The sequence below is a fragment of the Streptomyces hundungensis genome, assembly GCF_003627815.1.
Lineage (GTDB): Bacteria > Actinomycetota > Actinomycetes > Streptomycetales > Streptomycetaceae > Streptomyces > Streptomyces hundungensis_A.
This window is the reverse complement of sequence record NZ_CP032698.1, coordinates 6,355,498-6,367,213: the sequence shown is the minus strand read 5'-3', so window position 1 is coordinate 6,367,213 and position 11,716 is coordinate 6,355,498. Positions and strand designations below refer to the sequence as shown.

13 protein-coding genes are annotated in these 11,716 nt (G+C 72.6%); 1 reads left to right on the top strand and 12 read right to left on the bottom strand.

Annotated features, from left to right (window positions below):
• Positions 1-155: 155 nt before the first annotated feature.
• Positions 156-887: a VIT1/CCC1 transporter family protein gene (locus DWB77_RS28225; protein ID WP_120724318.1), complete on the bottom strand. Its 732-nt coding sequence runs from the start codon at positions 885-887 to the stop codon at positions 156-158.
• A 213-nt stretch (positions 888-1,100) separates the two neighbouring features.
• Here DWB77_RS28225 and rbsK point away from each other — a divergent pair, with 213 nt between their 5' ends.
• Positions 1,101-1,988 (top strand): ribokinase, encoded by an 888-nt coding sequence (gene rbsK, locus DWB77_RS28220; RefSeq protein ID WP_120724316.1) that lies wholly within the window; start codon positions 1,101-1,103, stop codon positions 1,986-1,988.
• Positions 1,989-2,672: 684 nt separating this feature from the next.
• On the opposite strand, the gene lgt is transcribed toward rbsK, so the two are convergent.
• The 11 genes from lgt to hisI all read right to left on the bottom strand — a co-directional run bounded on the left by lgt (position 2,673) and on the right by hisI (position 11,696).
• A complete protein-coding gene (lgt, locus tag DWB77_RS28215; RefSeq protein ID WP_120724314.1) occupies positions 2,673-3,593 on the bottom strand; it encodes a prolipoprotein diacylglyceryl transferase in 921 nt (306 codons plus the stop codon).
• Positions 3,594-3,673: 80 nt separating this feature from the next.
• The gene (locus DWB77_RS28210) at positions 3,674-4,498 is read right to left on the bottom strand and encodes a DsbA family protein (RefSeq protein WP_120724312.1); all 825 of its coding nucleotides are present in this window, start codon (positions 4,496-4,498) and stop codon (positions 3,674-3,676) included.
• A gap of 84 nt (positions 4,499-4,582) precedes the next feature.
• Positions 4,583-5,398 carry a tryptophan synthase subunit alpha gene (trpA, locus tag DWB77_RS28205; protein ID WP_120724310.1) on the bottom strand — a complete coding sequence of 272 codons (816 nt, stop codon included), beginning with the start codon at positions 5,396-5,398 and terminating at the stop codon, positions 4,583-4,585.
• Positions 5,395-6,684: a tryptophan synthase subunit beta gene (gene trpB, locus DWB77_RS28200; RefSeq protein ID WP_120724308.1), complete on the bottom strand. Its 1,290-nt coding sequence runs from the start codon at positions 6,682-6,684 to the stop codon at positions 5,395-5,397. Before trpB ends, trpA begins: the two co-directional genes overlap by 4 nt.
• Before the next feature lie 137 nt (positions 6,685-6,821).
• On the bottom strand, positions 6,822-6,992 hold the full coding sequence (trpM, locus tag DWB77_RS39655) for a tryptophan biosynthesis modulator TrpM (RefSeq protein WP_428985158.1): 171 nt from the start codon (positions 6,990-6,992) through the stop codon (positions 6,822-6,824).
• Between the two features lie 7 nt (positions 6,993-6,999).
• Positions 7,000-7,809 (bottom strand): indole-3-glycerol phosphate synthase TrpC, encoded by an 810-nt coding sequence (trpC, locus tag DWB77_RS28195; RefSeq protein ID WP_120724306.1) that lies wholly within the window; start codon positions 7,807-7,809, stop codon positions 7,000-7,002.
• Positions 7,810-7,974: 165 nt separating this feature from the next.
• Entirely contained in the window at positions 7,975-8,454 is a 480-nt protein-coding gene (locus DWB77_RS28190) for a DUF2752 domain-containing protein (protein ID WP_428985157.1), read from the bottom strand.
• Between the two features lie 81 nt (positions 8,455-8,535).
• Positions 8,536-8,805 carry an HGxxPAAW family protein gene (locus DWB77_RS28185; protein ID WP_120724303.1) on the bottom strand — a complete coding sequence of 90 codons (270 nt, stop codon included), beginning with the start codon at positions 8,803-8,805 and terminating at the stop codon, positions 8,536-8,538.
• 154 nt (positions 8,806-8,959) lie between these two features.
• Complete coding sequence (locus tag DWB77_RS28180) at positions 8,960-9,616, bottom strand: TIGR02234 family membrane protein (protein WP_120728351.1); 657 nt, start codon at positions 9,614-9,616, stop codon at positions 8,960-8,962.
• Between the two features lie 242 nt (positions 9,617-9,858).
• A complete protein-coding gene (locus DWB77_RS28175) occupies positions 9,859-11,343 on the bottom strand; it encodes an anthranilate synthase component I (protein WP_120724301.1) in 1,485 nt (494 codons plus the stop codon).
• A gap of 2 nt (positions 11,344-11,345) precedes the next feature.
• Positions 11,346-11,696 carry a phosphoribosyl-AMP cyclohydrolase gene (gene hisI / locus DWB77_RS28170; protein WP_100574534.1) on the bottom strand — a complete coding sequence of 117 codons (351 nt, stop codon included), beginning with the start codon at positions 11,694-11,696 and terminating at the stop codon, positions 11,346-11,348.
• Positions 11,697-11,716 lie beyond the last annotated feature (20 nt).

Here is an 11,716-nt window from a genome sequence, read left to right as displayed (position 1 = left end):
CCGAGTAACGATTAGTTATGTGGGCCTCTGCATACTCCGTCATTCTACGGCCCAGGGGGCCGCGACGCGCAGGACGTATGTCACACGGGGCGGCGCCGAGTGGCGCCGCCCCGTGTGCTGTCCCCGCGTGAAGCCCCCGAGCGAGGGGCCGTTCGTCAGCCGATGGCGGTCCCGAAGAAGGTGCCGATCCCGAAGGTGAGGGCGGCCGCCGCACCGCCGAGGGCCAACTGGCGCACGCCGCTGAACCACCACGAGCGGGCCGTCACCTTGGCCACCACCGCGCCGCACCCGAAGAGACCCACGAGCGCGAGCAGCACCGCCGGCCACAGCGCGGACGCGCCGAGCAGGTACGGCAGCAGGGGCAGCAGCGCGCCCAGCGCGAAGGAGGCGAAGGAGGAGACCGCGGCCACCGTGGGCGAGGGCAGGTCGGAGGGGTCGATGCCGAGCTCCTCGCGGGCGTGGATCTCCAGCGCCTGCTCGGGGTCGCGCGACAGCTGCCGGGCGACCTCGCGGGCCAGCTCCGGCTCGACGCCGCGCGACATGTACAACTCGGCGAGCTCGCGCTCCTCGTCGGCCGGGTGCTTGCGCAACTCCCGCCGCTCGACGGCGAGTTCGGCCTCGACGAGCTCGCGCTGCGAGGCGACCGAGGTGTACTCGCCGGCCGCCATCGAGAAGGCGCCGGCCGCGAGGCCTGCGAGGCCGGTGATGACGATCGTGCGGTGCGAGACCTCGCCACCGGCGACACCCGTCATCAGGGCGAGGTTGGAGACCAGGCCGTCCATCGCGCCGAACACGGCCGGGCGCAGCCAACCACCGTTGACATCGCGGTGGGTGTGGTTGTCGCGGTGCGCCTCGTGCAGCGTGGCGTCGGTATCGATGATGGACACAGCTATCCCCTTGCTTCCAGCAGCGGGCACCGTTGGCGTCCCGCGCCCCCTCAACACCCTCGAAACTACGCTCGATGTAAGGGCCGCGCCAGCAAGCAAGGCCTTACTTAGTGAGGTTGGGCTCACCTGGGACGGGCTTCGGGGGCCGCCCCGACCAACGCGCCGGGCCGCTCGCGGTCACATGACCGGCCCCCCTCGGGAGACAATCCCGGCATGACCCGGATCACCGTGCTCGGCAGCACCAACATGGACCTCGTCGCCTACGTCACGACCGCGCCCCGCAGCGGCGAGACCGTCACGGGACACGAGTTCCGCACCATCCCCGGCGGCAAGGGCGCCAACCAGGCCGTCGCCGCCGCCCGGGCCGGGGCGGAGGTCGCGATGATCGGGGCGGTCGGCACGGACGACTTCGGCCGGCGGCTGCGCGCCACGCTCGAAGGCTCCGGCGTCGACATCGATCTGCTGCGCACCACCGAGGGACCCACCGGCACCGCCCACATCGTGGTCGACCGCGACGGGGCGAACTCGATCGTCGTCATCCCCGGCGCCAACGGATCGGTCACCTCGCTCAGCCACGCCGACCGCGCGGTGATCGCCGAGGCCCGGTCCCTGCTGCTCCAGCTGGAACTGCCGATGAGCGCGGTCCTTGAGGGCGCCGAGGTGGCCCGGCGCAACGGGGTCCGTACGATCCTGACCCCCGCGCCCGCCCAGCCGCTGCCCTCCCAACTCCTCGCCGCCACCGACCTGTTGGTGCCCAACGAGCACGAGGCCGCCACCCTCACCGGCATCTCGGGCGACCCCCAGCGCGCGGCCGAGGCGCTGCTCGCGCAGGTGCCGGAGGTCGTGATCACGCTGGGCGCGCGGGGCTGCCTGTACGCGTCCCGGGCGCAGTCGGAGCCGGTGGCCGTGCTGGCGCCGCCGGTCACCGCGGTGGACACGACGGGTGCGGGTGACACCTTCGTGGGCGCCCTCGCGGTGGCCCTCGCCGAGGGCCGCCCGATGATCGACGCGCTCACCTGGGCGTCCAGTGCGGCGGCGCTGTCGGTGCAGCGGGCGGGGGCGGCGACGTCCATGCCGTATCGGGGGGAGATCGACGCGTAGCCCCTCCGGGGGGTGGGGGGTTTTTGGGGCGGGCCGGGGTTGTTCGTGCCGACCGGGACCGCGGGGGCGCGGCCCCCGAACCCCCGCTCCTCAAACGCCGGAGGGGCTGCTTCTCGGCTGCGGGCCGTGCGTGGCTGGTCGCGCAGTTCCCCGCGCCCCTGAAACCCGACGTCGTGTGCGGACCGTGCCCGCGTCTCGCGCAGTTCCCCGCGCCCCTGAACCCTCTCGATCCTGCGGACCGTGCTCGCTTCTCGCGCCGTTCCTCGCGCCCCCAAGAAAACCCGTTTTCGTCTTCCGGTCGTGGGTGGCTGGGCGCGCAGTTCCCCGCGCCCCTAACTACTCGGTGCTGGCCAGCACCTCAGCCTGTCATGGGGGTCCCCCTGGCCCTTAAGGCCTTGGGGGAGATTGAGGACGAGCGCCGTTCAGGCGCGAACGGGGGTGCAGGGGGCGGAGCCCCCGCAGGGGTCTGGGGCGCAGCCCCAGGGGCCGAACCACCCAACCCCGTCACGGGCGGGCGGGTGGGCAAACCCTCGGGGTCTGGGGCGCAGCCCCAGGGGCCGAACCCTTCAACCCCCGTCACGGGCGGGTGGGTGGGCAAACCCGTGGGGTCTGGGGCGGAGCCCCAGGGGCCGGGCCATCCAATCCCCGTCACGGGCGGGTGGGTGGGCAAGGGGCCTCGGCGGGTCAGGCCTCCTTGGGGTCCGGGTTCGCGACCAGCGAGTCCGCCTTCGGCTCGTCCGGGGAGCTCGAAGGGGCGTCCTTGTCCAGGGACACCGGCTTCTCGTCGTCCTGGGCGCCGGGCTCGATGATCTCCTCCCGGCCCGGCCGCAGCTTCGTGGAGATCACGATGTAGGCCACGGCCAGCAGGAACAGGAGGCCCGCCGTCCAGTCGTTCAGGCGCACGCCGAGAATGTGGTGGGCCTCGTCCACGCGCATGGCTTCGATCCAGAACCGGCCCACGCAGTACGCCGCGACGTACAGCGCGAAGGCGCGGCCGTGGCCGAGCTTGAAGCGGCGGTCGGCCCAGATGACCAGGAAGCCGACGCCCACGCACCACAGCGACTCGTACAGGAACGTCGGGTGGTAGGTGCCCGCGATCCGGTTCGGGCCCTCGCTGATCTTCAGCGCCCAGGGCACGTCGGTGGGCCGGCCGTACAGCTCCTGGTTGAACCAGTTGCCCCAGCGCCCGATGGCCTGGGCGAAGGCGAGGCCGGGGGCCAGCACGTCGGCCCAGGCGGGCAGCGGGATGCCGCGGCGGCGGCAGCCGATCCAGGCGCCGACCGCGCCGAGCGCGACGGCGCCCCAGATGCCGAGGCCGCCCTCCCAGATCTTGAAGGCGCCGACCCAGTCCTCACCCTCGCCGAAGTACAGCTGGTAGTCGGTGATGACGTGGTAGAGCCGGCCGCCGACGAGCCCGAAGGGCACCGCCCACACGGCGATGTCGGCGACGGTGCCGGGGCGGCCGCCGCGGGCGACCCACCGCTTGTTGCCGTACCAGACGGCGACGAAGACACCGATGATGATGCAGAAGGCGTAGCCGCGCAGCGGGATCGGTCCGAGGTGGATCACACCGGTCGACGGGCTGGGGATGAAGGCAAGTTCCATGGCAGGGACGACGCTACCGTGCCGGGCGGGCGCAGCGGCAACCCGCCCGGCAACTTATGAGTAACGAGAGGCCCCCGCGCTCAGGAGGCCGGGCTCGCCTTGCCGGCCTTCTTGCCCTTGTTGGCCTGGGCCACCCACTTCTTGAAGGCGGCCGGGGAGATCTGCTCGCTGCCCTTGGTGGGGAAGATCGATTCGCCGTTGAGCTGCACGGTCGGCGTCCCGTTGAAATGGCCCGCCTGGAACGCCTCGTTGGACTTCACGACCCAGCTGTTGTGCGTCCCGTTCTCGACGCAGGAGCGGAAGGCGGGCGTGTCCAGGCCCGGCACCTTCGTGGCCAGATCGAGCAGCTTGGCGTTCTTCGCGTACGCGTCGTCCATCTCGTCGGGCTGGTTGGTGTAGAGGACGTCGTGGTACGCGGGGAACTTGCCCGCGTCCTGCGCGCAGCCCGCCGCGTTGGCCGCGTGCAGCGAGCCGCCGCCCCGGGTCTTGTCGTCGATGAGGGTGGCCAGGTGGTACTGGACGCGGATCTGGCCCTTGGTCTCCAGCTCGTGAATGGTGGAGCGCATTCCGTTCTCGAACGCGGCGCAGGCCGGGCAACGGAAGTCCTCCCACACGGCGAGCGTGGAGGGGGCGTCGACGGCGCCGACCGGGATGGCCAGGGCGTCCTTGCCGTCGGCCCCGGTGGGGGCCACGACGGGGCCCGCGGTGCTCGCGCCCTTGGCGTTGTCGTTGCCGCCCGCGTTGGCGGCGATCACGCCGATCACGGCGGCCAGGGCCAGCACGCCGACCACGGCGCCGGCCACGATCAGCTGCCGTCGGCGGCGCTCTCCCGCCTTGTGCTGTTCGCGTTCTTGGATGAGCCGGTCGCGCGCGGCCCTTTTCGCATCGGGGTTGTTGTCACTCACACCCGCAGCAACGAACCGGGGAGGCACGCTCGTGCCTCCCCGGTCCGACTTCCACCCGTACGGGTGAGCTGTGCGACGAGCGCGCTACGACGTCCTGCGAACGCCCTCGGCGAGCTCGGCCGCCAGTTCCCGTACGGCGGTGAGGCCCGCCGTGTGGTCGGGGGCGTCCAGCATGAGCTTGACGAACGCCGAGCCGACGATGACGCCGTCGGCGAAGGCGGCGACCTCCTTGGCCTGGACCGCGTTGGAGACGCCCAGGCCCACACAGACCGGGAGGTCGGTGGTGGCGCGGGTGCGGCCCACCAGGTTCTCGGCCGAGGCGCCGACCGACTCCCGGGTGCCCGTGACGCCCATCAGGGAAGCCGCGTAGACGAAGCCGGAGCCTGCCGCCGTGATCGTGGCGAGGCGCTCGTCCCGGCTGCTGGGCGCGACCACGAAGACCGTGCCCAGACCGTGCTTCTCGGCGTGTTCGCGCCACACTCCGGCCTCCTGGACCGGCAGGTCGGGCAGGATGCAGCCGGCGCCGCCGGCCTCGGCGAGCTCGGCGGTGAAGCGCTCCACCCCGTAGCGGTCGACGGGGTTCCAGTACGTCATGACCAGGACCGGCTTGCCGGTGGCCGCGTGGGCCTCGCGGACCGTGCGCAGCACGTCGGCGATCCGCACGCCGCCCTTGAGGGCGATGTCGTCGGCGGTCTGGATGACCGGGCCGTCCAGGACCGGGTCGCTGTGCGGCAGACCCACCTCGACGATGTCGGCGCCGCCCTCGAAGACGGCCTTGACCGCTTCGATGCCGCCGTCGACGGTCGGGAACCCGGCGGGCAGATAGGCGATGAGGGCTGCGCGGTCCTCGGCCTTGGCTCGGGCGAGGGTGTCGTCCAGCAGGGTCAGGTTCCCGCTCACTTGGCGTCTCCCTCGATCTCGGCGAGGCCCGCGGCGTCGGCGGCCACCTCGGCGTCGGTGCCGTACAGGCCGAAGTAGCGGGCGGCCGTGTCCATGTCCTTGTCGCCGCGGCCGGACAGGTTGATGACGATCAGGCCGTCCTTGCCGAGCTCCTTGCCGACGTCGAGCGCGCCCGCGAGCGCGTGCGCCGACTCGATCGCCGGGATGATGCCCTCGGTGCGCGAGAGCAGCCGCAGCGCCTGCATCGCGGCGTCATCGGTGACCGCGTGGTACTCGCCGCGGCCGATGTCCTTGAGGTAGGAGTGCTCGGGGCCGATGCCCGGGTAGTCCAGGCCCGCCGAGATCGAGTAGGGCTCGGTGATCTGGCCCTCGTCGTCCTGGAGGACGTAGGAGCGTGAGCCGTGCAGGATGCCGGGCTCGCCCGCGGTCAGGGTCGCCGCGTGCTCCCCGCTCTCCACGCCGTGCCCGGCGGGCTCGCAGCCGATGAGGCGTACGGAGGCGTCCGGGATGAAGGCGTGGAAGAGGCCGATCGCGTTCGAGCCGCCGCCCACGCAGGCGACCGCCGCGTCGGGCAGCCGGCCCGCGCGCTGAAGGATCTGGCGGCGGGCCTCGACGCCGATCACCCGGTGGAAGTCGCGCACCATCGCGGGGAAGGGGTGCGGCCCGGCGACCGTCCCGAAGAGGTAGTGGGTGCGGTCGACGTTGGCGACCCAGTCGCGGAACGCCTCGTTGATGGCGTCCTTCAGGGTGCGGCTGCCGGAGGCGACGGGGATGACTTCAGCGCCGAGCATCCGCATCCGGGCGACGTTCAGGGCCTGGCGCTGGGTGTCGATCTCGCCCATGTAGATGGTGCAGTCGAGGCCGAACAGGGCGCAGGCGGTGGCGGTGGCGACGCCGTGCTGGCCCGCTCCGGTCTCGGCGATGACGCGGGTCTTGCCCATGCGCTTGGTGAGCAGCGCCTGGCCGAGCACGTTGTTGATCTTGTGCGAGCCGGTGTGGTTGAGGTCCTCGCGCTTGAGGAACACCCGGGCGCCGCCCGCGTGTTCGGCGAAGCGGGGCACCTCGGTCAGGGCGCTGGGCCGGCCGGTGTAGTTGACCATGAGCTCGTTGAGCTCGGCGGCGAAGGCGGGGTCGTGCTTGGCCTTGTCGTACTCGACGGCGACCTCGTCGACCGCGGCGACCAGCGCCTCGGGGATGAATTTGCCGCCGTACGCGCCGAAGTACCCTTCGGCGCTGGGGACTTGACCCTCTGGGTCGGGTACGAAGAACTCGTTCTCGTGAGACATGCGGATACCTCGCGGGGGCGTCGCGGCCCCGGGTCCTGGGTTGGCTGGGTGAGCGGATGCGCCCGAGCGCCGCAGGTGATGAGGTGGATGCGCGGCCACAGGTTTGACTGTGGCCGGTCGCGCACTTCCTCGCGCCCCTAAGGGGCGCTCACACAGGCGGCACCGGGGCCGCCGCGCCATCGCATGCCGTTGACCTGGCCCGGCTCCGAGCCGATCACATACCGCACGCGCCGTCCGTGCACCCGGCGCGCCGGAGCGCGGCAGCCGCGGGGGCGGCAGCCGGGTGCGAGGCGGACGGCAATGGACATCTCCGGGTCAGCTCCGGCCGTGGCGCAGGGCCGGGTGGGCGCCGGCGGCGACCAGGTCGGCGACGGCGACGCGGGGGTCCTTGCCGGTGACCAGGGACTCGCCGACCAGCACCGCGTCGGCGCCGGCGTTGGCATACGCGATGAGGTCGTGCGGGCCGCGGACGCCGGACTCGGCGATCTTGACGATGTGGTCCGGGATCTCCGGGGCGACCCGGTCGAAGGTGGTGCGGTCGACCTTGAGGTCCTTCAGATTGCGCGCGTTGACGCCGATGATCTTGGCGCCGGCGTCCACGGCACGCTTGACCTCGTCCTCGTCGTGCACCTCGACCAGCGGGGTGAGCCCGATCGACTCGGCGCGCTCGATCAGCGACACCAGGGCCGGCTGGTCCAGGGCGGCCACGATCAGCAGCACCAGGTCGGCGCCGTACGCACGGGCCTCCCACAGCTGGTAGGCCGTGACGATGAAGTCCTTGCGCAGGATCGGGGTGTCGACCTTGGCGCGCACGGCCTCCAGGTCGGCGAGCGAGCCGCCGAAGCGGCGCTGCTCGGTCAGCACGGAGATGACGGACGCGCCGCCCGCCGCGTAGTCGGCGGCGAGCGCGGCTGGGTCCGCGATGGCGGCGAGCGCACCCTTGGAGGGGCTGGAGCGCTTGACCTCGCAGATGACCTTCACGCTGTCACCGCGCAGGGCCGCGACGCCGTCACGGGCCGGGGGCGCCTTCTCGGCGCGCTCCTTCAGCTCGTCGAGGCTGACACGCGCCTGCCGCTCCCCGAGGTCGGCGCGGACGCCTTCGATGATCTCGTCGAGCACACTCACGCGAGCGGCCCCCTTCCGGGACGGTGATGTCGGTCAGGACGAGGGTGACCCTCCCAAGCGGTCACGATCAGCCATGACGATGGTATCCGCACCGGGGCGAAGGCATCGCATCCGGTTGTGCTGCGTCCCAATAATTGGGACGTCACCTGCGGGTTTGTCGTTGCGTCATGGCGCGAGCACGGAGCCGAACGGCAGGTTCCGGACCACCGAGAAGATCAGTACGGCCGCTCCGACGAGCCACCATTGGCGGTCGCTGAGCGCGATCCTCAGGGGCAGACCGCGGGCCGAGCGCACGGCCCACAGGACCCAGACCGCGGCGAAGACCAGATAGCCGGCGACGGCCAGCGCGTTGGAGTGGACGGCGGCCGCGAAGTGCCCGGTGACGAAGTCGTGGGCGCTGCGCAGCCCGCCGCAGCCCGGACAGTAGACGCCGGTGAACCGCAGCAGCGGGCAGACCGGGTAGTGGCCCGGCTCATTGGGGTCCACCAGGCCCACGTACGCGAAGGCCGAGGCCACCGCGGCGAGCGTGCCCAGCGGCACCAGGAGGCGGCGGGCCGCGGTGGCGGGCCGGGCGGTGGCGGGCGCCGGCACGGGGTGTGCCCGGGCGGGCTGTGCCGGGGCGGGGTTCGGCTGGGCTGCGGTCACTGGGTGATTGTCCCCGTTCACAGGGAAAGGCGCAGCCCGTACGGGGGCTGCGCCTTAGCGCGGTGGTGGTGGCTTTCGGGGTCAGCCGGCCTGGGCCTCGAGGCGGGCGCGCACCTTCGTGGCGGCCTCCTCGCGCATGCGCGCGATCTCGGGGGTGTCCTTGGGGGTGCCGAGGCCCGCCATCTTCATGACGCCGCCGACGACGGCGGCGATGGCGAGGAGCGCGATGCCCACCCAGAAGCCCACCGGGTTGGCGGCCACTATGAAGACGCAGGTCACGCAGAATCCGATGAAGGCAATGATGACACCGGTCCAGGCTGCCGGGGTGTGGCCGTGGCCGCTCTTCGCCATGGGGGTTGCTCCTCGTAGGTGTTTTCCGTGTTGTCGTCGTCGCTGTCGCCGTCGCCCGCGGTCTGTCGCCCGCGAATGCCGCCGCCACCGCTGTCGTCGTACCCGACGCTCCACGCCATTGTCCCGCACCGGGAGGCGTGGGTGAGTGCGGGGGTCAGCTCTCGCGCGTCGGATCCTCGCCGCGGTCGAGCGCCTTCCAGAGTTCCTCGGGGCGCTCGGGGTCGGGCGTGGTGCGCGCCTTGCGCGGGCGGGGGGTGCCGTCGCGCTCGTAGCGGCCGCCCATCGCGGGCCAGGCCGCGCCGAAGCGGAGCGCGAGGAGCCCGGCGAGCAGCAGCAGGACGCCGCCCGCGACGGCGACGTAGGGCCAGCCGGTGTGGGTGAGCGCGCCGACGGTGGCGGCCGCGTCGCCGCTGGCCTTGGCGGCCTTCTCGTCCAGGGCCGCGCTGTCGCCGACGCCGAGCCAGGCGGTCGCGGCGGCTCCGGCGCCGCTGAGCGTGAGCAGCCCGGCGACCACGAGGCGGCCCGCGCCGCGCACGGCGAAGACCGCGACGAGGGCGGCGAGTCCGACGATCGCGAGCGCGGAGGGCACCCCGGTGATGTCGCCGCCGGAGGCCTTCAACGGGAGCGCGCCGCCGCCGACGGCCGCGTCGCCGTGCGCCCAGGTCTGCCCGGAGGCCATGAGGACGACGGCGGCGCCGACGGCGCCGGCGAGCAGTGCGGCGGCCAGGCTGCGGCGCCCGCCGCCGCGGGCGGACGGCGCTGCGGCTTCGGCACGGGGCTGGGGTACGGATGCGGCACTCACGTACTCCACTATCGCCTGCGCGCGGGGCGAGGTCCCACCCGGGGCCATCTACCGCGCCGTTCCCCGCGCCCCCCACCCCCGGTCGGCTGCGGGCCGTGGCCCCTTCCCGCGCGGTTCCCCGCGCCCCTGGGGAGCCTGCCGGGTCGTTCCGCGTGAACCCCCTGGGGAGCGCGGGGAACTGCGCGAGACGCCAGTACGGGCCGCGGACGGACGGGGAGTTGGGGGCGGCCCAAGGCGCGGCAGGGGCGGCGTCAGGGCGCGAGCCGGTTGGCCGTGTTGACCGCGCGCAGGACGGCGGCCGCCTTGTTGCGGCACTCGTCGTCCTCCGCGGCCGGGTCCGAGTCGGCGACCACGCCGGCCCCGGCCTGCACATAGGCGGTGTCGCCCCGCAGCAGTGCGGTGCGGATGGCGATCGCGGTGTCCAGGTCCCCGGCGAAGTCGAGGTAGCCGACACAGCCCCCGTAGAGCCCCCGGCGGCTGGGCTCCAGCTCCTCGATGATCTGCATCGCGCGGGGCTTGGGGGCGCCGGAGAGCGTGCCGGCCGGGAAGCACGCCGTCAGGACGTCGAACGCGGTGCGCCCCGGGGCGACCTTGCCGGTGACCGTGGAGACGATGTGCATCACATGCGAGTACCGCTCGATCGACATGAAGTCGACGACCTCCACCGAGCCGGGTTCGCAGACCCGGCCCAGGTCGTTGCGGCCGAGGTCGACGAGCATGAGGTGTTCGGCGCGCTCCTTGGCGTCGGCGAGCAGCTCGTCGGCAAGGGCCTGGTCGCGCTGCGGGGTGGCGCCGCGCGGCCGGGTCCCGGCGATGGGGTGCAGCAGCGCCCGGCCGTCCTCGACCTTGACGAGGGCCTCCGGGCTGGAGCCGACGACGTCGAACCCGTCGAAGCGGAACAGGTACATGTAGGGCGAGGGGTTGGTGGCCCGCAGCACCCGGTAGACGTCCAACGCGCTTGCGCGGCACGGGGTTTCGAAGCGCTGCGAGGGCACCACCTGGAAGGCCTCGCCGGCCCGGATCCGCTCCTTGATGTCCTCGACGGCGTCCCGGTAGGCCTTGCCGCCCCACAGCGCGGTGTACTCGGGCAGTTCGGAGGGGGGCAGCGCGACCGGCGCGTACTCGGTGGGCCCGGCCAGATCGGCCTCCATGGCGTCGAGCCGGGCCAGGGCGTCCTCGTACGCCTCGTCCACTCCGGTGTCGAGGTCGTTGTGGTTGATCGCGTTGGCGATCAGCAGGACCGAGCCGTCCCAGTGGTCGAGCACCGCGAGGTCGGAGGTGAGCAGCATGGTCAGCTCGGGGAGGTGGAGGTCGTCGCCCCCGTGCTCGCCGATCTTCTCCAGCCTGCGCACGATGTCGTAGCCGAGGTAGCCGACCATGCCGCCGGTGAAGGGCGGCATCTTGGCGTCCGGGTCGCGCGGGGTGTGCAGGGTCTCCACGGTGGCCTTCAGGGCCGCCAGAGGATCACCCGAAGTGGGGACGCCGACCGGCGGCGTACCGATCCAGTGGGCCTCGCCGTCGCGGACGGTGAGGGTCGCGGCGGAGCGTACGCCGACGAAGGAGTACCGGGACCAGGAGCGCCCGTTCTCGGCCGATTCCAGGAGGAAGGTGCCGGGCCGTTCGGCGGCGAGCTTGCGGTAGAGGCCGACCGGGGTGTCGCCGTCCGCGAGGAGGCGGCGGTGCACGGGGATGACGCGGCGGTCGACGGCGAGCTTGCGGAAGGTGTCCAGGTCCATGGCTACTTCCCGAGGTCGAGTACGTCGGCGTCGAAGCAGGTGCGGTCCCCGGTGTGGCAGGCCGCGCCCACCTGGTCGACCTTGACCAGGACCGTGTCCGCGTCGCAGTCCAGGGCGACCGACTTCACGTGCTGGACGTGCCCGGAGGTATCGCCCTTGACCCAGTACTCCTGGCGGCTGCGCGACCAGTACGTGCAGCGGCCGGTGGTCAGGGTGCGGTGCAGGGCCTCGTCGTCCATCCAGCCGAGCATGAGCACCTCGCCGGTGTCGTACTGCTGCGCGATGGCCGGGACCAGACCATCCGCGCCGCGCTTGAGGCGGGCGGCGATGGCGGGGTCGAGATTGCTGGTCATGCCGCCATTGTGCCGTGGCC

Bases quoted from the DNA above. Each gene is read 5' to 3' on its own strand.
- hisI (WP_100574534.1), bottom strand. From the start codon at position 11,696: ATGACCAGCAATCTCGACCCCGCCATCGCCGCCCGCCTCAAGCGCGGC.
- rbsK (WP_120724316.1), top strand. From the start codon at position 1,101: ATGACCCGGATCACCGTGCTCGGCAGCACCAACATGGACCTCGTCGCC.
- trpM (WP_428985158.1), bottom strand. From the start codon at position 6,992: ATGTCCATTGCCGTCCGCCTCGCACCCGGCTGCCGCCCCCGCGGCTGC.
- DWB77_RS28185 (WP_120724303.1), bottom strand. From the start codon at position 8,805: ATGGCGAAGAGCGGCCACGGCCACACCCCGGCAGCCTGGACCGGTGTC.
- DWB77_RS28175 (WP_120724301.1), bottom strand. From the start codon at position 11,343: ATGGACCTGGACACCTTCCGCAAGCTCGCCGTCGACCGCCGCGTCATC.
- lgt (WP_120724314.1), bottom strand. From the start codon at position 3,593: ATGGAACTTGCCTTCATCCCCAGCCCGTCGACCGGTGTGATCCACCTC.
- trpB (WP_120724308.1), bottom strand. From the start codon at position 6,684: ATGTCTCACGAGAACGAGTTCTTCGTACCCGACCCAGAGGGTCAAGTC.